The 18,952-nt window shown below is 69.4% G+C and carries 15 protein-coding genes; 5 read left to right on the top strand and 10 right to left on the bottom strand.

The window, feature by feature from the left end; translation table 11 throughout:
* Positions 1–4: 4 nt before the first annotated feature.
* Positions 5–436 (bottom strand): HIT family protein, encoded by a 432-nt coding sequence (locus MFF13_RS14900; protein WP_147763644.1) that lies wholly within the window; start codon positions 434–436, stop codon positions 5–7.
* A 150-nt stretch (positions 437–586) separates the two neighbouring features.
* On the opposite strand from MFF13_RS14900, the gene MFF13_RS14895 reads away from it, so the two are divergent.
* Positions 587–1,570: a cation diffusion facilitator family transporter gene (locus MFF13_RS14895; protein ID WP_238272451.1), complete on the top strand. Its 984-nt coding sequence runs from the start codon at positions 587–589 to the stop codon at positions 1,568–1,570.
* Between the two features lie 506 nt (positions 1,571–2,076).
* On the top strand, positions 2,077–4,047 hold the full coding sequence (locus MFF13_RS14890) for a hybrid sensor histidine kinase/response regulator (RefSeq protein ID WP_238272450.1): 1,971 nt from the start codon (positions 2,077–2,079) through the stop codon (positions 4,045–4,047).
* A 336-nt stretch (positions 4,048–4,383) separates the two neighbouring features.
* On the opposite strand, the gene MFF13_RS14885 is transcribed toward MFF13_RS14890, so the two are convergent.
* The 4 genes from MFF13_RS14885 to MFF13_RS14870 form a co-directional block, all read right to left on the bottom strand.
* Positions 4,384–5,283: an SDR family NAD(P)-dependent oxidoreductase gene (locus tag MFF13_RS14885; RefSeq protein WP_238272449.1), complete on the bottom strand. Its 900-nt coding sequence runs from the start codon at positions 5,281–5,283 to the stop codon at positions 4,384–4,386.
* A 10-nt stretch (positions 5,284–5,293) separates the two neighbouring features.
* Positions 5,294–5,473 carry a DUF1328 domain-containing protein gene (locus MFF13_RS14880; RefSeq protein ID WP_147752961.1) on the bottom strand — a complete coding sequence of 60 codons (180 nt, stop codon included), beginning with the start codon at positions 5,471–5,473 and terminating at the stop codon, positions 5,294–5,296.
* Positions 5,474–5,540: 67 nt separating this feature from the next.
* Positions 5,541–6,905 (bottom strand): chloride channel protein, encoded by a 1,365-nt coding sequence (locus tag MFF13_RS14875; protein WP_147828608.1) that lies wholly within the window; start codon positions 6,903–6,905, stop codon positions 5,541–5,543.
* A gap of 118 nt (positions 6,906–7,023) precedes the next feature.
* The gene (locus MFF13_RS14870) at positions 7,024–8,412 is read right to left on the bottom strand and encodes a deoxyribodipyrimidine photo-lyase (RefSeq protein WP_238272448.1); all 1,389 of its coding nucleotides are present in this window, start codon (positions 8,410–8,412) and stop codon (positions 7,024–7,026) included.
* Positions 8,413–9,033: 621 nt separating this feature from the next.
* Between MFF13_RS14870 and MFF13_RS14865 the strand changes: the two genes are divergently transcribed.
* Positions 9,034–10,104, top strand: a complete 1,071-nt coding sequence (locus MFF13_RS14865) for an NHL repeat-containing protein (RefSeq protein WP_147828606.1) — start codon at positions 9,034–9,036, stop codon at positions 10,102–10,104.
* A gap of 106 nt (positions 10,105–10,210) precedes the next feature.
* Complete coding sequence (locus MFF13_RS14860) at positions 10,211–10,585, top strand: response regulator (protein ID WP_238272447.1); 375 nt, start codon at positions 10,211–10,213, stop codon at positions 10,583–10,585.
* Positions 10,586–10,878: 293 nt separating this feature from the next.
* Here MFF13_RS14860 and MFF13_RS14855 read toward each other — a convergent pair whose 3' ends face one another.
* The 4 genes from MFF13_RS14855 to MFF13_RS14840 all read right to left on the bottom strand — a co-directional run bounded on the left by MFF13_RS14855 (position 10,879) and on the right by MFF13_RS14840 (position 16,909).
* Positions 10,879–11,616 (bottom strand): sensor histidine kinase, encoded by a 738-nt coding sequence (locus tag MFF13_RS14855; RefSeq protein WP_147828605.1) that lies wholly within the window; start codon positions 11,614–11,616, stop codon positions 10,879–10,881.
* 78 nt (positions 11,617–11,694) lie between these two features.
* Positions 11,695–12,432 (bottom strand): Crp/Fnr family transcriptional regulator, encoded by a 738-nt coding sequence (locus tag MFF13_RS14850; protein ID WP_238272446.1) that lies wholly within the window; start codon positions 12,430–12,432, stop codon positions 11,695–11,697.
* Positions 12,433–12,532: 100 nt separating this feature from the next.
* Entirely contained in the window at positions 12,533–15,718 is a 3,186-nt protein-coding gene (locus MFF13_RS14845; RefSeq protein WP_238272445.1) for a CheR family methyltransferase, read from the bottom strand.
* Positions 15,719–15,811: 93 nt separating this feature from the next.
* Entirely contained in the window at positions 15,812–16,909 is a 1,098-nt protein-coding gene (locus tag MFF13_RS14840) for a TRAP transporter substrate-binding protein (RefSeq protein WP_147828603.1), read from the bottom strand.
* Between the two features lie 97 nt (positions 16,910–17,006).
* On the opposite strand from MFF13_RS14840, the gene MFF13_RS14835 reads away from it, so the two are divergent.
* A complete protein-coding gene (locus MFF13_RS14835) occupies positions 17,007–17,579 on the top strand; it encodes a tyrosine phosphatase family protein (RefSeq protein WP_147828602.1) in 573 nt (190 codons plus the stop codon).
* 9 nt (positions 17,580–17,588) lie between these two features.
* Here the strand turns inward: MFF13_RS14835 and MFF13_RS14830 are convergent, their stop codons facing one another.
* The gene (locus tag MFF13_RS14830; protein ID WP_373322546.1) at positions 17,589–18,737 is read right to left on the bottom strand and encodes a branched-chain amino acid ABC transporter substrate-binding protein; all 1,149 of its coding nucleotides are present in this window, start codon (positions 18,735–18,737) and stop codon (positions 17,589–17,591) included.
* Positions 18,738–18,952 lie beyond the last annotated feature (215 nt).

Genomic DNA, 18,952 nt, shown 5'->3' with positions numbered 1-18,952 from the left:
GCCGTCAGACCTCGAGGGCGGCGCGGATGCGCTCCGCGTGACCTGCGAGCACCGTCGGGTCGGCCATCCCGCCCTCGTGGCGCTGGAGCGGCACCCCGTCGAACCGGGGTACGACGTGGACGTGCAGGTGGAACACCGTCTGCCCCCCGGCCGCCTCATTGAACTGGAACACCGTGAGCCCGTCCGCTTCGAACGCGGCCTTCACCGCCCGCGCGACCCGCTGCACGCTGGCCGCCAACGCCGCGAGCGAGGCCGGATCGGCGTCGAGCAGGCCGCGCGCGGGCGCCTTCGGAATCACCAGCGTGTGCCCCGGCCCCTGAGGCATCACGTCCATGAAGGCCAGGGTGTCGGCATCCTCGTAGACCCGGTGCGCGGGGATCTCGCCGCGCAGGATCTTCGCGAAGATGTTGTCGGGGTCGTAGGCCGTGTCCGTCATGCAGGGTACCCGTGGTTGCGGCCGCCAGGATGCACCGGCGCCGCCGCCGCGTCCACGCGCGCGGAACCCGTCGGCGGCGCCGGCGCTTAGGCTCGGATCGCCGCGGCCCGGCTGCGATCCGCCCCCCAGATCGAACAGGAACGCCCGCGCATGGCACATGAGAGCACCGGCGCCATCTACACCGCCGCCGGCGCCAACCTCGCCATCGCCCTGGCGAAGTTCGTGGGCGCCACCGTCACCGGCTCCTCCGCGATGCTGGCCGAGGGCGCACACTCGGTGGTGGACACCGCCAACCAGATCCTGCTGCTCGTCGGCCTGAAGCGCGCGAAGAAGCCGGCGGACGCAAGGCACCCGTTCGGCTACGGCCGCGAGGTCTACTTCTACGCCTTCATCGTCGCGCTGCTGATCTTCCTCGGCGGCGGCATCTTCGCGATCTACGAGGGTGCCCACAAGATCCGGCATCCGGAGCCCGCCGCCGACGCGAGCCTGTTCGGCTACGCGCTGCCGGGCTTCTGGGTGAACGTCGCCATTCTCGGCTTCTCCGTCGCGGCCGAGGGCTATTCCTGCTTCGTCGCGATGCGGGCGTTCTGGGCCGAGAAGGGCGACCGCTCGCCCTTGAGCGCGATCCGGCGCAGCAAGGACCCGGCCCTGTTCACGATCCTCGTGGAGGACGTGGCGGCGCTGATCGGCCTCGTCATCGCGCTCACCGGCGTGGTACTGGCCGACCTCCTCGACATGCCCGCGCTCGACGGCTGGTCCTCGATCGGCATCGGGCTCGTGCTCGTCGGGATGGCGATCTTCCTGATGATCGAGACCCACGGCCTGCTGATCGGCGAGGCCGCCGACCCGGAGGTCGTCGCAGCGATCCAGGAGGTCGTCGGCGCCGAGCCCGGGGTGAACCACGTCAACGAGGTGCTGACCCAGCACCTCGGGCCGACGGACATCCTCGTGAACGTGAGCCTCGACCTGGCCGACGACCTCACCGCGGGCGAGGTCGAGCGGATCTCGACGCGCCTCGACCGCGAGCTGAGGGCACGCGTGCCGGACGTGACGCGGGTGTTCATCGAGGCTCAGGCGCGCGCAAGTTCCGAACGAGTCGCGGGGCGCGAGAAGGCCGCCGCCGTCGGCGGCTGAGCGCCGGGACCACCTCCCGCTGGATCGACGCGGAGGTGGTTCCAGGCGAGCCCGCGCCGCGAAGGCGCGAAACTCGAAACCGCCCTTCCGCAGGGACCGCCAGCATTGGACGCGCGAGGTTTCTCGTGGTCGAAACCCGACGGGTGGTACCCAGGTCATGAACCCGCGTTCGACCCATCGCGGACCCTGGGAATGTCCGCTTGCAGATCGCTTGATGAACCAGAGACCGGCGGCCGATATGGGTTGGTTTGCGATGGTCTTCTGTCGATCGACCATTCGGAAAACGCCCCCTGCGAATGGAGCACGTCGGCACAACACGAAGGTCGGCGGTCTGGTGACCGCATGGCTCGCGGGGCTTTTCACCCTGATCGAAGGATACGAGCGTCCGGGACGGGCGTTCTAGGTTCGGGCGACTGTCACCCCATCGTGCCCAGGGCCGCTCCGCCACCAACCTGCACGCGGCCCTCGAAGCCGGGTCCCGGCCCAAATGAGCTCTGGACCGCCGCATGGACATCGAAGAGGCCGCCACGCCGAGACTGACCCGCGAGGATCGCTACCGGATCCTCGTCGAGGGCATCATCGACTACGCGATCTACATGCTCGACCCGGCAGGCGTGGTCACAAGCTGGAACAAGGGCGCACAGCGCTTCAAGGGCTACACCGACCACGAGATCGTCGGACAGCATTTTTCCCGGTTCTATACGGTCGGGGACAGGGCGACGGACCTTCCAGCGCGGGCTCTGATGATCGCCGAGACCGAAGGCCGCTTCGAGCAGGAGGGCTGGCGCGTTCGAAAGGATGGCAGCCTGATGTGGGCGCACGTTCTTATCGACCCGATCCGCACCGAGGACGGCACGCTGCTCGGGTTCGCCAAGGTGACCCGCGATCTCACCGAGCAGCAGGCCACGAAGGCCGCCTTGCGACAGAGCGAGCAGCGCTTCCGCCTGCTGGTTCAAGGCGTGCGCGACTATGCCATCTACATGCTCGATCCGACTGGGCGGGTGACCAGCTGGAACAAGGGCGCCCAGCGCTTCAAGGGCTACTCCGACGCGGAGATCATCGGCGAGCATTTCTCGCGGTTCTACACCGACGAGGACCGGGCGACCGATCTGCCGGGAACGGCGCTGGCGACGGCCACGAAAGAAGGCCGGTTCGAAGCCGAAGGCTGGCGCATCCGCAAGGACGGCTCACGCTTTTGGGCCAACGTCGTGATCGACGCCATCCGGGGTGACCACGGCGAACTCATCGGCTTCGCCAAGATCACACGTGACATCACCGAGCGACGCGACGCGCAGCAGGCGCTCGAAGAGACTCGTGCACGCTTCATCCAATCTCAGAAGATGGAGGCGGTCGGGCAGCTCACCGGAGGGGTGGCCCACGACTTCAACAACCTGCTCGCGGTGGTTCTCGGCAACCTGGAGCTTGCCCGCAAGCGCCTGCCGCCCGACCCAAAGCTCCGGCAGCTGATCGACAACTCGATCCAGGCCGCCCATCGTGGCGCGACCCTGACCAAGCGCATGCTTGCGTTCGCGCGGCGGCAGGAGTTGTCTACGACGCCCGTCGACGTGCCGGACCTCATCCGCGGCATGGGCGACATGCTGCAGCGGTCGATCGGCTTGAACATCCCGGTGATTATGCAGTTCCCACTGCAGCTTCCGCACGTTCTGGCAGACGCCAACCAACTCGAACTGGTCGTCCTGAACCTCTGCGTGAACGCACGCGACGCCACACCGGCCGGAGGCACGATCACGCTGGTCGCCCGCGAGGCCAAAGTTTCGGCCGAGGACGTCCAAGGCCTGAAGCCGGGCAACTACGTTTGCCTGTCCGTGATCGACACCGGCGAAGGCATGGATGCGGAGACTTTGGCGAAGGCGGCGGAGCCGTTCTTCACCACCAAGGGCGTCGGCAAAGGCACCGGGCTCGGCCTCTCGATGGCCCACGGCTTCGCCGAGCAGTCGGGCGGCCGTTTGCTCCTCAAGAGCGTCAAGGGCCAGGGCACGACGGCTGAGCTCTGGTTGCCCGAGGCCGACATGAGCAAAGCGATCCAACCCGACCGACAGGCCGAGCCGGAACTTCCGAAGCTCGACCCGGTCACGGTCCTGGTCGTCGACGACGATGCTCTGGTGCTGATGAACACGGCGGCGATGCTCGAAGATCTCGGGCACACGGTCGTCGAGGCGGTCTCCGGGGAGCAGGCTCTGCGCATCCTGCGTCGGTCGAGGGAGACCATCGATCTTGTCATCACGGATCAGATGATGCCCGGTATGACCGGGACGCAGCTGATCGACGCGATCTGGGCCGAGTATCCGGACATGGTCGCGATCCTTGCAAGCGGCTACGCCGAGCTGCCTCAGAACGGCCTGGTTCCGGTCCCGCGATTGACCAAGCCGTTCGGACAGTCGGAACTCGCGCGGACCCTCATGACGAGCTTGCGTCCGGAAGGTCTCGTTCTTCCCTTCCGCCCTAAGCTGGCCTGAGGCTGGCCTGTCGCCCTCCGCGACCGAGTCGGCCAGCCGAACTCCACAGAGAAGCGGGCGGTTCGGAGCGACAGACCAACGCGGCGACGCCGACCGACACCCGCTTTCGGCCGGTCGAATACCAAGTCTCATGGGTAGGAACCCATGAGGTCCGGCGGATTGCCGCCGCCCCGCAGTCGCGGGGGCCAGACCTCGATGAGTCGGGCTCATCGAGGTCTGGTCTAACGAGTCGCTTCCACGACGGAGTTCGGTCGGGAGCGGACCGCCTGCCCCAAAGCAAACGGTTGGACGCTCCTGTCCGCGCTTCTCGAACGTTCGGGCACGGTTCCCAGGCGTTCATGTCCACGCCTCGATCGGTGCCTGCCCGACCTGCTCCAGGCTGATCGCCCAAGTCCGCTCCTGCACCGCCTCGTCCCGGCTGTAGCGCGACGAGGTCTTCTCGCGGCTACGCGCGAAGTAGCGCCCGCTCACCCCCTCGGCCGCGGTCGCGGTCGCAAGGTGCAGCGTCGTCGCCGCGCCGGCGGCAGGGGTGCTGAGGAACGGACGGATCAGGTTCCAGGCGAGGCCGAACGCGCCGCCGGTGTTCTTGGCAAAGCCCGTGTCGATCACGCCGGGATGCAGGGCGTTCACTGTCACGGGCGCGCCGGCGAGGCGGCGGGCGAGCGCGTAGGTGAACAGCACGTTGCCGAGCTTGGCCTGCGAATACGCGCGCATCGCGCCGTAGGACCGCTCGGCCTGGAGGTCGTCGAAGGCGATGCGGCCGCGGGTGTGCGCGGCCGAGGCCACGTTGACGATGCGGGCGGCGGCGCCCGGCCGGCCGGAGGCCTTGAGCAGGTCGAGAAGCTCGAGGGTGAAGAGGACGTAGCCGAGATGGTCGAGGGCCCAGGTCCGCTCGAAGCCATCCACGGTGGTCTCGCGCCGGTCGAAGATCGCCCCGGCGTTGTTCACCAGCACGTCGAGGCGGGGATAGGCCGCGCGGACTTCGCCGGCTAGATGCCTGATTTCCGCCTGCGACGAAAGGTCGGCGACGAAGCGGTCGATCGCGGCGCCCGGCACGGCCGCGGTGAGCGCGGCCGCCGTCGCCGCGACCTTGCCAGGGTCACGGCCGACGATCCCGACCCGGGCGCCGGCCTTGGCCAGCCCCAGGGCGGTCTCGTAGCCGATCCCGGAGGTGGCGCCGGTGACCAGACACGTGCGCTTCGCCGGGGGGGCGCCCCGGCTCAGGCCCGACGCCACGTGGCGCGCCCTAGAACACCGCCTGACCGACGGCGAAGGCGATGACGACGATGACGATCGCGATCACCAGGAAGATGCCGAACAGGATCCGGGCGAGCGAGCCGGCGCCCGAGGCGATGCCGGTGAAGCCGAGGCCGCCGGCGATGACCGAGACGACGAAGCAGATGAGGGCCCATTTCAGAAGGGTCATGCCGAAAACTCCGGATCGAACCGGCGAACGGCCGGCGTGGAAAGCGTCCGATCAATGCGGCCCAAGCTCAACCGTTCCCGCCGACCCGCGCGGACGCGCCCGGAATTTCGGCCTCGTCCTGCGCCGGCGCGGCGCGGGCGAGCATGATCTCGGCCAGCGTGTGGTAGAGGCCGGTGCGGCAGACGGTCTTCGAGGCGGCGTCGGCCAGCACCGCCGCGATCATCAGCGGGATCATCATCGCGTGGTCCTGGGTCATCTCGGTGACGATGACGAAGGCGGTGATCGGCGCCTGCAGCACGCCGGCGAGGTAGGCGACCATCCCGGTCAGCACCAGCGCGCCGATCGGCACGTGCGGGAACACGTCTTGAAGCATGCCCCCGAGGCCGGCGCCCACCGCGAGCGAGGGCGCGAACAGACCGCCGGGGATGCCGCTGATCGCCGAGAGCGCGGTGGCGCAGAATTTCAGCGGCGCGAAGTCGAGCCGGGCTGCCGAATCGCCGTGCAGCAGCGCTTTCGCTTCCTCGTAGCCGGTGCCGTAGACCGATCCGCCCGAGGCGAGCCCCGCGAGCGCGACGCCGAGGCCGCACAGCCCCGCGAAGGCGATCGGATGCCGGGCGATCCAGCGTCCGCCCCGGCCCGGGAGCCCGCGCGCGAACAGGATCACGAGACGGCTGAACACGCCGCCGGCAAAGCCCCCCGCCGCGCCGAGGACGACCACAACGAGCCAGCCCTTGCCGAGCGGCAGCGTCACGTCGCTGGTTCCGAAATAGGTGTAGTTGCCGACGAGCCAGAGCGAGGTGAGGCCGGCGGCGACGATCCCGGCGACGATTAGGCCGGACGAGCGCGGCTCGTAGGCCCGGCCGAGCTCCTCGATCCCGAAGACGATGCCGGCCAGAGGCGTGTTGAAGGCGGCCGCGACCCCGGCCGCGCCGCCGGCGAGGATCAGGCCGGGCAGCCGATCCGGGGTGAGGCGGCCGACGGCGGCCATGATCGCGGCGCCGACCTGCACCGTCGGCCCCTCGCGGCCCGACGAGGCGCCGCAGGCGAGGCCCAAGGTCATCACCACGATCTTGCCGAAGGCGACGCGCAGCGAGATCAGGCGGTGGCGAAAGGCCGGATCGCGGGTGTGGCGCGCGGCGATCACCTGCGGGATGCCCGAGCCTTGCGAGTTCGGGAAGACGGTCCGCGCCAGCAGGGCCGCCAGCGCGAAGCCCGCGGGCGTCGCCACGAGGGCGACCAGCGGCGAGACGCCGACCAGCGCCTTGAAGCCGACCTGCGCCGCGTCGGCGCAGCGCGCCATCAGGACGGCGGCGAGGCCGACGCAGATGCCGCCGAACAGGAACAGCAACCGCCCGCGCCAGAGCGGGTAGGCGCCGATGGAGACGCGGCGCAGGCGCGCGATCGAGGCGCGGGTGCGGAAACGGGGCGGCATTGCGCGAGGACTCGACACCGACGGAACACGCTCGCCTCGGCAAGCCTGCCTGGGGCGAGGTTTGCGTCGGCCGCCCTGCCTTAGCGAGGAGCGGGCCAGGCCGCGAGGGGCGCGACGGCTATTTCTCCGCCGCGCACAGGGTCTCGACGGCCTTCACGTAGGATTTGGCGTCGAACTTCTTGAGCGAGTTCTCGCTCTGGTAGCGCACGGTGCCGAACACCTTGCGCCGCGCCCACGGCCGGTCGTGCAGGCCGTAGACCCAGGCGACGTTGGTGAACGAGTTCGCGTCGCGCCCGTCGAGGAAGTACCGGTTGTTGATCCGCAGGGTCCGCTCGAAGCCGACCTTCGGCGACGGCGACCACTCGAGGATCTTCTTGCCCCAATACATGCGCAACTGGTTGTGCATGTACCCGGTCACCCGCATCTCCGCCTGCGCTACATTCCAGTAACGGTCGTGGGTCTCGCCGGCCGCGAGCTGCGCCTCGGTGTAGCTGTAGGGCCGCGGATCCTCCGCGTGCTCGGCCAGCGTCTTCTGCGCCCAGTCGGGCACCGCCTTGGCGTAGTGGTCGTAGCCCTCGGTGTAGAAGACGTGGTTCGAGGCCAGCTCGCGCCGGACGACCAGTTCCTCGAGGTAGGCGCCGCGGTCGTCGTCGTCGCCGTCCTTCGCCGCGCGCACGGCGAGCGCGATCTCGACGGGCGAGATCTGGCCGAAATGCAGGTAGGGGCTCATGTGCGAAGCTGCCGCCGCCTCCGGCCGGTTGCGGCCGTTGCCGTAGCCGGACAGCCCGTCCTTGAGGAACGCCTTCAGGCGCTTGCGCGCCTGCGTCTCGCCCCCGACGAAGCGCTTCACCGGCCCGACGTCGGTGTCGAGGGTCATCCCGGCCAGGACCTTCATCGGGTCGGACGGATCGATCTCACTCGGGAGCTTCAGGCCGTCGGCTTTATGCTCGACCTTGCGGGCCGCGAGCGGCTCCACGAAATCGGCCCACAGCTTGTGCAGCTTTGGGCGCAGCGTGCGCGCGGCAAACTCGTGCTTGGAGGAAGCGGTCTCCACCGGGACCACCACATCGCCCTCGACCTGCACGACGCGGGTCTCGACGGCCTTCGCGATCTCGCCGTACCAGCTTTTCTGGATCGCGAGGTAGCCGCGATCAAGCACGAGGAGGGCGGCCTCGCGGCCGAGGTCGATCGCGATCTCGGCGGGCGAAGCCTTGCGCATGACGAAGCCGACGCCGCGCTTCTCCAGTCCCGCCTTCGCGTCGGCGAGCCCCTGGAGCAGGAAGGCGTAGTGCCGGGCGTTGGCCTCGGGAAACCCGTTGGCGCCGTCGAGCAGCCCGAAGCAGGCGACCACCGGTAGCCCGAGGCGGTTGCCTTCCTCGATCGCGTATTCCAGCGCCGGGTTGTGATGCGCGCGGTTGGCCTGCTGCAGCAGGTACAAGACGTAAGCGCCGCCCTTCCGCGGTGCGACATCGTTCAGGACCCGGAAGCGCTTTTCGTGAATCGCCATCGTCTCGCGTCGTCCCCAACCCGGTCCACGGCCCGGAACCGTACCGGCTCAGCTAGAGCGGAGATCGCGATCGTCCCGCGCGCACCAATGCGGGAGGGGCTGAAATCCGGGCCATAGCACAGGGCCGCATCGGTGGACGAAACCTGTTTTCGATCAGTCATTTGCATGCATTTGTCGCTCAAGGACGACACCAAGGACGGCCGAAGATTGATCGAACCCGTCTGCGACATTTTCAACACATGCTTCGACCGAGCTGCAGGTCGGGCCGAGAAACGACAGGGTCACTGACCGAACCCCCTTGTATTTCGGCGAGGGAGGATCAGATTGTGCAACGCGGGACAGCGATGGCGTCGCGGTCCTGCTGCCCTTCTTGGGCGTTTCCTCCCTAGACTTCGGGCCGCTCCTTCGGGAGTGGCCTTTTTTCTTGGTGCGCCCCTTCCCGCGTCGCCTCGAACCGTTTCCCGCGATCTGTCACCGTCGGCGCGGCTTTGCCGCCCCCGTGCCCTGGCCGCGCATCGAGGCGAGCCTAAGATCGTCTGGAAGGCGCAGAAGCGCCGCCGGGAGGACGACATCCTGCGCAGGCTCGCTGGAGCGCTGGCGATCGGGTTCGTATAGGCCGCGATCCCCGTCGGTCTCGGAGAAGCGGCCGAGGTGCCGACTTTCCAGGTCGATCCGGCTTGGCCGAAGCCACTCCCGAACAACTGGATCATGGGTCAGGCATCCGGCGTCGCGGTGGACGCCGACGACCACGTCTGGGTGATCCAGCGCCCGCGGACGCTCACCGACGACGAGAAGGCGGCGAGCCTCGATCCGCCGCGGACGAAATGCTGCAAGCCGGCGCCCCCGGTGCGCGAATTCGATCAGGCCGGCACGGTGCTGCGCTCCTGGGGCGGCCCGGGGCAGGGCTACGACTGGCCCGAGAACGAGCACGGCATCCAGGTCGACCCGAAGGGCTCCGTCTGGATCGCCGGCAACGGCGCGAACGACGGGCAGCTGCTCAAGTTCACGGCCGACGGGCGGTTCGTGATGCAGATCGGCAAGTCCGGCCCGCAGACCGACAGCCGCGACACGAGCCGCCTCGGCAGGCCCGCCAACGTCGACTTCGACGCCGCCAACGAAGTCGACGTCGCCGACGGCTACTACAATCACCGAATCATCGTGTTCGATTCCGAGACCGGGGCGTTCAAGCGGATGTTGGGCGCCTACGGCCGCCCGCCGACCGACGACAAGCTACCCGCCTACGATCCGGCCGCAGCTCCCTCGCAGCAATTCGCCAACCCGGTGCACTGTGTGAAGATCGCGCGCGACGGGCTCGTCTATGTCTGCGACCGCACCGACGACCGTATCCAGGTGTTCCGGAAGGACGGCAGCTTCGCGAAGGAGATGTTCGTCGAGACGAAGACCCGCGCCGACGGCACGGTCTGGGAGCTCGCGCTGTGGCCCGATGCCGACGAGAGCTTCCTCTTCAACGCCGACGGGGCGAACAACGAGGTGCGAACCCTGTCGCGCGCCACCGGCGAGACCCTCGGCGCCTTCGGCCGCAACGGCCGCGGAGCCGGGCAATTCCATTGGGTCCACAACCTCGCCGTCGATTCGAAGGGAAACGTCTTCACGACGGAGGTCGACACCGGCAAGCGCGCCCAGAAATTCCTCGCCTCGGGCAACTTCGTCCTACGCAAGCGCACGCCCTGAGCGACTTGCGCGCACGCCGCTCGCCCGCGGCCGCTTTCCCTGGCATTCTATGCCATGAACGTCGCGACGGGCGCGGTCGTGGAACGTCTTGAGATCGATGGACCGAATGGGCGACGCCACGTCGACGGCACCGCTGGCCAAGCGCCGCGTCCTGCTCGTGGAGGACGACTACTTCATCGTGTCCGATCTGGCGCGCAGCTTCGAGGCGGAGGGCGCCGAAGTGGTGGGACCGGCGGCGACCGTCGCCGACGGGCTGGCGTTGCTCGCCGAGGCGCCAGACCTCGACGGGGCCGTGCTCGACATCAACCTGCAGGGCGAGATGGTCTTCCCGCTGGCGGACGCGCTGACGGCGCGGGGTGTCCCCTTCGTCTTCGCCACCGGCTACGACCGGACGATGGTGCCGCCGCGCTACGCTGCGGTCGCCCATTGCAAGAAGCCGGTCGAGCCGGGGACGATCGCCCGCGTCCTGTTCGGGGCCTGAGCGCCGTCGGCGGCGCCTGGAGCATCGTCCATGATCTCTGGATCACGGACGATGCTCGAGCCGGGTGTGGTTGCATTTCCTTCACGCGAGCCGGCATCCACCTCGCTCGAAAATGCTCTAGCAGGCTGCTGAAAAAGTCCCGAGATGGAGAAAGACGTTCTCCTGCCGCAGGCACTCGCGGGCCGAGCCCCCACGATCGAGAACCGTCGAGACGCGAGAACCGCCCCATTCTCTAACAAATGGTGTGATTCGGAGATGATTGTTCTACCTCGCCCGACTTTTTCAGCAGCCTGCTAGGCGTCGCCCCCGTCCTCCGCCGGAGCCTCGACGACGCGTCCGAGCCGCGGCGCCAGCGCGAAGCGGATCGTGCAGCGCAGGCCGTCCGGCCGGTAGGCGAGGGTGGTCTCTGCGCCCAGTTCGTAGCGCAGGGTGCGCGTCAGCATCTCGGTGCCGAAGCCGAGCGGCGCCGGTTCGGCAGGCAAGTCGTGCAATCCGGTCTCGGTCCAGCCGAGCGAGAGGGTCGGCGCATCCCCGCACGAGTCGAGAGTCCAGGTGACGGCGATGCGGCCGTCGGGGACCGTCAGCGCCCCGTGTTCCATCGCGTTGCTGGCGAGCTCGTGGGCGGCCAGCGCGAACACCTCGGCGACACGCGGGGCCAGCAGCACCTTCGGCCCGACGATGTGGACGCGCTCGCCCTCGCGGGCCAGCAACGCCATCAGCGCATCGGCGACGATCGAGTGCAGGTCGAGGCCGGCCGACGGGTCGGCGATGCCGGCGCTCTGCACCCGTGCGATCGCACCGAGGCGGCCGTCGAGGCGCATCATGCAATCCTCGGCGCTTCGATCCGCATCGGCCGAGCGGCGGATGATCGCGCGGACCATCGCCAGGGTGTTGCGCGTCCGGTGCAGCACCGCGTCCACCTCGGGCGACGCCGACGCCGACGCATCCAGGTCGAGGCCGGCGGCGACGAGGCGTCGGCGCAGGGCCGCGTTCTCGGCTTCGAGCGCGGCGATCCGGCCTTCGTCGCTCATCGGACGGCCGTCGCTACGGAGGGATCGCCGCCACGCCGGGCGGCGCGGCGCGCGAAAGTGGCCGGCGCGAAACGGATCTCACTGCGCATCGAGATGCGCACCCTCGTGATCGAGGTGGAGGTAGTTGGGGTCGAACAGGGCCAACGCCATCAGCGCCGGCAGGTCGTGGATCGTCAGGCGCCGGCCCTTCCAGGTGATCTGGCCCGCGCCGCGCAGCTCCTGGATGGTCCGGTTCACGTGGACGCTCGACAGCCCGAGGGTGTCGGCGAGGTCGGCCTGCGTCACCGGCAGGTCGTAGGCGGTGCCCTCGGTGAGGCCGACCGCGCGCAGGCGCATGTACAGCTCGCACAGCAGGTGGGCGAGGCGCTCGACGGCGGAGCGCTGGCCGAGGCTCACCGTCCACTCGCGCTGGACCGCCGCGTTGTGCAGCATCTCCCACCACAGCGTCTCGGCGATGCGGGTCGAGCTCTCCGTCAGGCCCTCGATGGTGGGCTGGGTGACCCGGGCCAGCGTCACCGGGGTCAGCGAGGCGACGGCGTGGTCCATCTGGCGCAGTGTGAAGATGTGCGGGTCGCAGAGGTCGCCCGGCAGGAAGAACGCGATGATCTGCCGGCGCCCGTCCTGAAGCTGCTTGTAGCGGCAGGCCCATCCTTCGAGGACGAGATTGACGGCGCGCGGTTCGTCGCCCTCGTTGACGATGTCCTCGCGCGAGCCGAGGCGGCGCACGTTCTGCCCGGTCGCGTCCTCGAGCGCCTTGCGCTCCGCCTGGGAGAAACGGGTGAAGTTCTCCAGTTTCCGGATGAAGGGGTTGTTCATGCCGTCTCGAACCTGAGCGCCGAACCATGCTTGAGGACCGAGACGTCCCGGCGGTCGGCGCCAATTGCCGTCTGAAGGTGTAGCCGCCCGAGGTCACGACTCATAGAGGCATCTCGATCCGGCAGTGGACGCCGTCGGCCCCGAGCTCGAACCATGCCTGAGCGCGCAGGCTGTAGCTCAGCGCCTTCTCGATCAGGTCGCGCCCGAAACCGCGCCGCTCGGGCTCCGGCGGCATGGCGACCCCGCTCTCGGTCCAATCGAGCACGAGCAGCCGGCCGCTGGCCGGGTTCGCCTCCAGGGACCAGGCGATGGCGAGGCGGGCGCCGGCCTGTGCGAGGGCACCGTGCTTGATCGCGTTGGTCGCGAGCTCGTGCAGCGCGAGGGCGAAGGTCTGGACGTGCTCGAAGCCGAGGGCGACCTCCGGCCCGTCGATGGTGATCCGGCTGCCCTCCTCGGTTCCGTGGGCGCGCAGCTCGAGCCGCACCAGCTCGGCGAAGTCGACCGCGCCGCTGTCGGAGCGGCCGAACAGGCCCTGCACCCGGCCGAGCGCCTTCAGCCGCTCAGAGTAGGCCTCGACCGCCGACCCCGTTCCCAGGGTCTGCCGGGCGATCGACTGGACCACGGCCAGGAGGTTGCGGGTCCGGTGCTGCAACTCCGCCACCAGCACGCGCTGGCTCATCTCGGCGCGGGCGAGCACGGTGACGTCCATGAAGCTGACGACGACGCCCTCGATCCGGTTCTCGCCGTTTCGGTAGGGCGCGAGCCGCACGAGGAAGCGCGCGGAATCCTTCGTCCGGTCGATCTGCCGCTCGATCGTGTCGCTGCCCTGCATGATCGCGGCGACGTCCTCGGCCAGGTTCGGCAGGGTCAGCCGCCCGGCGAAGTCGGTGATCGGGCGTCCGCGGTCGCTCGGCAGGATGTTGAAGATCTCGGTGACCGCGGGAGTGTAGCTGCGGATCACGAGCTTGGCGTCGAGGAACACCGTCGCGATGTCGGTGCTGGCGAAGAGGTTGTGCAGGTCGGTGTTGGCGCGATCCAGCGCCTCGACCTTGCCGTTCAGCTCGGCGTTGACGGTGTAGAGTTCCTCGTTGACCGATTGCAGCTCCTCCTTCGAGGCCTCCAGCTCCTCGTTAGTGGATTGCAGCTCCTCGTTGACCGACACGAGTTCCTCGTTGGACGATTTCAGCTCCTCCAGCGCGGTCTCGTACTCCTCGATCAGCGATTGCAGCCGCTCGCGGGTCTCGCGCAGCTCCCGCTCGAGCTGGAGCGCGACCTCGTCGTGGGCGGAGACCGAGCGCTTTTGCGCCGCCTCGCGGCTGATCGAGGGCCCTTCGTCGCTGAACAGCACGAGGAACAGCGGCTCCTCGGATCGCTGGGCGACGAGGGGTTCGATGGTCACGGTGACGATCTGGACGCGGCCGTCGTCGCCTTCGACGACGAGCCCCTCGCGCACCACCTGGGCGTTGGTGTCGACAGACTCGCGGAACGCGGCCCGGAGCTCGAGCCTCAACCCCTTGCGCGCCATCGTCAGCAGTTGACGGGTGGGAAGTCCCGCCGCCGCCTCGAGATATTTGCCGGTGCGGTTCGAGTAGTAGACCACGTCGCCCTGGCGGTTCACCGCGACGTGCGGCGGCGTGAACCGCTCCAGGACCTGCATCTCGACCGAATGGCGGAGCGCCAGGGAGCTGTTGCCGCCCTGGCGCGGTCTCAGGTCTCTGCCATGGGACATCGCGCGCAATCCGCTGAGAGCGAGGGGGACGCGGGGCTCGGTCGCGTTGTCGGCGCGGCTGCGGAAGATGCGGTGCTTCTTGTCGATCGGCGCAAACAGGTCGGCGAACTGGCTCAGGTTCTCCGACATGCCGAGGAACAGGAAGCCGCCGGGCCTCAGCGCGTAGTGGAAGGTCGGCAGCACCTGGTTCTGGATGCTGAGCCCGAAATAGATCAGCAGGTTCCGGCACGAGACCATGTCGAGCCGCGAGAAGGGCGGATCGCGGATGACGCTGTGGGGCGAGAAGATGCACAGGTCGCGCACGGTCTTGGCCAGCACGAAGCTCGCCCCGTCCTGCAGGAAAAAGCGGCGCCGGCGCTCGGGCGAGACGCCGTCGAGCAGCTGCTCCGGATAGCGGCCGGCGCGCGCGACGCCGAGGGCGTGCTCGTCGATGTCGGTGGCGAAGATCTGTACCCGGCAGGCCGCGGTCAGCGTCTCCATGTGCTCGATCATCAGGATCGCCAGCGAGAACACCTCTTCGCCGGTGGCGCAGCCCGGCACCCAGACCCGGACGGTCTGGTCGGCGCCGCGCCCCTCGAAGAGTTTCGGGATGACGCGTTCGCTGAGCATGGCGAACGCCTCGGCGTCGCGGAAGAACGTGGTCACGTTGATCAGGAGGTCGCGGAACAGGGCCGAGACCTCGACCGGGTCGCGACGCAGCCGCTCGACATAGGTGGCGACGACCTCGACCTGCAGGATCTGCATCCGGCGCTGGACGCGGCGCAGGAAGGTCTTGGTCTTGTAGCCGCCGAAGTCGTGCCCGACTTGGGCGCGCAGGATCGCGTAGATCTCCCCGCGCAGCTCGTCGGGCGACGGGCCGGCCTCGTTGCCGGCCAGGATCGTGTCGGTCATCGACAGGCTCGCCCGGTAGGCGACGAGCTTCGCGCCCATCTCGTGCGAGGGCACGCCGAAATCGACGTACCCGGTCGCGATCGCGCTGGAGGGCATGCTCGGGTGCTGCGGCCCGTCGCCATTGGCAATCTGGGCCAACGTGACGCCGCCGTGCTCCTTGATCGCCTTGATGCCGAGCGTGCCGTCGGAGTCGCCCCCCGACAGGATGGCCCCGCCGGCATACTCGCCCTGGTCGGCGGCGAGCGCGCTGAGGAAGATGTCGACCGGGTGACGCTCGCGGTGCTCGGCGCTCTGGTGGCGCAGGACGAGGAGCCCGTCACGGATGCCGACGACGGCGTCGGCCGGCAGGACGTAGACGTGGTTCTCCGCGACCGCGACGCCGTCGCTCGCGACCTCAACCGGCATGTCGGTGAAGCGCGAGACGATCTCGTGCAGCACGCTCTCGCGCCAGGGGCTGAGATGCGTGACGATGACGATCCCGAGACCCGGCATCGACGGCATGCCGCGGAAGAAGCCTTCCAGCGCCTCGATCCCGCCGGCCGACGCGCCGACGCCGACGATCAGGAAGCGTTCGGGCCGCTCCTGCGCGTCGTCGACGGCCTCGTCCCCGGAGCCTTGGCCCGAGCGCTGACCGGAGCTTTGGACCGCATCGTCATCGGGCATCATCGCGTGCTGTTCCCGCGACCACTTCGGCCCTGTCGCGAACGGGCATCGGAGAACCGCGACCCTGCCACGAAACCAGGGACGGCGGCACCGGCCTTATCCGCGCGCACGCGCCCGGATCATGAAATTGTCGTAGGTGTACTCCGCCACCTGGAACCAGAGGTATTCCTCGTTGCGGAAAGTCTTCATCGCCTCGTGGATCCGGCGGAAATCGGGGTTCTTGGCGGCGATTTCGGCGTAGACGTCGTTGGCCGCCTTCAGCGCCGCCTCCATCACATCCTGCGGGAACGGGCGCAGCTGCGCGCCCGTCGCCACCAGCCGGCGGAGGGCGCCGGGGTTGCGGGCGTCGTACTTCGCCTGGACGTCGGCGGCGACCTCGGCCGCCGCCGCCTGCAGGATCGCGCGATAGGGCTTGGGCAGGGCCTTCCACGTCTCGGCGTTGAGCCAGAAGTGCAGCATCGCGCCGCCCTCCCAGAAGCCGGGATAATGGTAGATCGGCGCCGCCTTCTGAAGGCCGAGGCGCTCGTCGTCGTAGGGGCCGATCCACTCGGCGGCGTCGAGGCGCTTGGCCTCGAGCGCGGCGGCGATCTCAGAGCCGGAGACCGCCTGCGGCACCGCGCCGAGCTTGGCCAGCACCTGCGCGCCGAGGCCGCCGATGCGGACCTTCAGCCCCTGGAGGTCGGCCGCCGTCTTGATCTCGCGCCGGAACCAGCCGCCCATCTGGGCGCCGGTGTTGCCGCCGGGCAGGCTGGCGAGCCCGTTCTTGGCGAACAGCTCCGCGAACAGGTCGTTGGCGCCGCCGGCGAGCCACCACGCGTTCTGGCCACGGGCGTTCAGACCGAAAGGGAGGGCAGTCGCGAGCGCGAGGGTCGGGTCCTTGCCGGGCGCGACGGTCGCCGGCCCGTGGCCCATCTCGACCGTCCCGGCCGCCACGGCGTCGAGCAGCCCGTCGGCCGTCACCGGCTCGCCCGGGCCCGTGACCTGGATCGCGAAGCGCCCGTCTGTCGCCTCGCCGACGATGCGGGCGAGGGCCTCGGACGCCCCGAACAGGATGTCGAGGTTCTTCGGGAAGGCGGAGGCCAACCGCCACCGGACCTCCGACCCGTTCTGCGCCGGCGCGGCGGCGAGCGCAGGCGCCGACAGCGCGGCACCGAGCCCCGCGGTGAGGAGCGCACGTCGCTTCACGGTCGTCATGGCACCTCCCTCAAGGCATCGGTCGCGGTCCCGCGGCCCTAACACGTCCGGCGCTGGTCTCGAAACCGCGGGCAGCGCGTGGTAGGGCGGTGCCATCGTGACACCGGCTTCCATCACCCTCCACACGGTCTGCGGCCTCGAAGAGCTCGCCCGCCACGGCGCGAGCGGCGTCGACCGCGTGCTGTCGCTGCTCGATCCGGGCACGCCGGAGCCGGCGGGCTTCGCCGCCTACGGGGCGCACCGACGCACGACCCTCTATTTCCACGATTGCCTCGGCCCGGGCGACGGCCTCGTCCCGCCGGAGCCCGACCACGTGGCTGAGATCCTGGCCTTCGGGCGCGACCGCGAGGCGGGGCCCGCCGCGCATCTCCTCGTCCACTGCCATTACGGCCTGTCGCGCTCGACCGCGGCGCTGCTGATCCTGATGAGCGACGCGGAGCCGACCGTTGAGGCGGAAACCCTCGTGCGGCGCCTGCACGCGATCCGCGAGCCGGCCTGGCCGAACGCGCGGATGATCGGCTTCGCCGACCGGATGCTCGACCGCCAGGGAACGCTGAACGAGGCGGTGCGGCGCCTACACAAGCTCCAGCTCGGTGTGCGCCCGCACCTCGCCGACCTCCTCCGCGGCCTCGGCCGTGGAGCCGAGGTCGACGCGGCCGAGGCCGCCTGAGCCGATCGGCTACTTCGGCGCCGGGGTGAAGACGCCGTCCTTCCAGACGTAGAGCACGTAGCCCTGGGCGGTGACGTCGCCCTTGCCGTCGAAGCCGACCGTGCCGAGCACGAGGTCGAAGCGCTCGGCATGCAGCGTCGCGGCGATGCGCCTCGGGTCCTGCGTCCGGGCAAAGTTGCCGGCGGCCACCAGAGCCTGGAGCGCGGCGTAGCCGTAGATCGTCGAGCCCGTCGGCTCGCCGCCCTCCGCCTTGAACGCCTTGACCACCTCGGCCGCCGCCGGCTGGCGGCTTGGATCGAGGTAGAAGGTCATCAGCACGCCGTTGCTGGCCCCGCCAGCGATCTTGGCGAAGTCCGGCGTGGCGATGGCGGAGGTGCCGAACCATTGCGGCCGGAAGCCGCGCTCGGCCGAAATCCGAACCAGACGGCCCATCTCGACGGCGTCGCCGCCGTAATAGGCGACCTCGATGCCGGCGGCCTTCAGCCGGTCGGCGAGAGCCGCGTCGTCGGCGTCGCTCGGTGAGAAGGCGGACAGCAGCGTCTCGTTGATCCCGATCCGGTTGAGGTTGTCCTTGGTCGCGTTGGCGAGCGCGCGCGCCGCAGGCGTCAAGTCCTGGAGGAGGGCGATCTTGCGGTCGCGGAACCGCTCGGCCAGCACGATCGCCGAGAGGCGCGCCTGGTCGTCGTCGCGCCCACAGACGCGGAAGATCGTCGGCAGGCCGCGATCGGTCAGCTTGGCCGAGACCGAGGCCGCGGTGATCATCGTGACGCCGTTCTGGCTGTAGACCTCGGACGCCGCGAGCGACGCGTTCGAGCAGACGTGGCCGACCACGAGGCCGACGTCCGAGCGCACGAAATGGTTGGCGACGGCGGTCGCGGTGTTCGAGTCGCAGGCGTCGTCCTGGACGTCGAGGTGAATGGTCTGACCGTCGAGGCCGCCCTTGGCGTTGGCGTCGCGGGCCGCAGCCTCGACCCCGCGCAGCACCTGCTCGCCGACGGAGACGTAGGCCCCCGAACGCGGCACCGCCACGCCGACCACGACGTCGGCCGCGGCCGGTCCCACCGCCAACATCGCGAACAGAAGTGCGGCGGCGCTGACACCGCGGAAGCAGGGGCCGGGCAGGTTCGGGCCGAACCGGAAAGCGCGTCCGATCGTCATCAGGCCCCTTCTCGGCATCAACGCCCCTCCCGGCAGGCGGCGCACGAAACGCTGCGCCGCGCCCCGGACGGCCGCCTGTTTCCGGGAAAACCGTCGATCCGGCAAGCCGCGGTGTCGTCTACCGTGCGTAGGCGTAGACGGATGCAGCGGAGGCGACGGGTCCTGCGACGGTGGAGAAGACGCTGACGACCTTCGAGACTTCGGTGAAGGGGGCG

The organism is Methylobacterium cerastii (assembly GCF_022179125.1).
Lineage (GTDB): Bacteria > Pseudomonadota > Alphaproteobacteria > Rhizobiales > Beijerinckiaceae > Methylobacterium > Methylobacterium cerastii.
Note: the sequence above shows the minus strand (reverse complement) of the source record. Positions and strands in the feature narration are given on the sequence as shown.

Excerpts from the sequence above, each read along its gene's own strand:
- MFF13_RS14900 (WP_147763644.1), bottom strand. The coding sequence starts at position 436 with ATGACGGACACGGCCTACGACCCCGACAACATCTTCGCGAAGATCCTG.
- MFF13_RS14895 (WP_238272451.1), top strand. The coding sequence starts at position 587 with ATGGCACATGAGAGCACCGGCGCCATCTACACCGCCGCCGGCGCCAAC.
- MFF13_RS14890 (WP_238272450.1), top strand. The coding sequence starts at position 2,077 with ATGGACATCGAAGAGGCCGCCACGCCGAGACTGACCCGCGAGGATCGC.
- MFF13_RS14880 (WP_147752961.1), bottom strand. The coding sequence starts at position 5,473 with ATGACCCTTCTGAAATGGGCCCTCATCTGCTTCGTCGTCTCGGTCATC.
- MFF13_RS14875 (WP_147828608.1), bottom strand. The coding sequence starts at position 6,905 with ATGCCGCCCCGTTTCCGCACCCGCGCCTCGATCGCGCGCCTGCGCCGC.
- MFF13_RS14870 (WP_238272448.1), bottom strand. The coding sequence starts at position 8,412 with ATGGCGATTCACGAAAAGCGCTTCCGGGTCCTGAACGATGTCGCACCG.
- MFF13_RS14860 (WP_238272447.1), top strand. The coding sequence starts at position 10,211 with ATGGGCGACGCCACGTCGACGGCACCGCTGGCCAAGCGCCGCGTCCTG.
- MFF13_RS14855 (WP_147828605.1), bottom strand. The coding sequence starts at position 11,616 with ATGAGCGACGAAGGCCGGATCGCCGCGCTCGAAGCCGAGAACGCGGCC.
- MFF13_RS14850 (WP_238272446.1), bottom strand. The coding sequence starts at position 12,432 with ATGAACAACCCCTTCATCCGGAAACTGGAGAACTTCACCCGTTTCTCC.
- MFF13_RS14845 (WP_238272445.1), bottom strand. The coding sequence starts at position 15,718 with ATGATGCCCGATGACGATGCGGTCCAAAGCTCCGGTCAGCGCTCGGGC.
- MFF13_RS14840 (WP_147828603.1), bottom strand. The coding sequence starts at position 16,909 with ATGACGACCGTGAAGCGACGTGCGCTCCTCACCGCGGGGCTCGGTGCC.
- MFF13_RS14830 (WP_373322546.1), bottom strand. The coding sequence starts at position 18,737 with ATGACGATCGGACGCGCTTTCCGGTTCGGCCCGAACCTGCCCGGCCCC.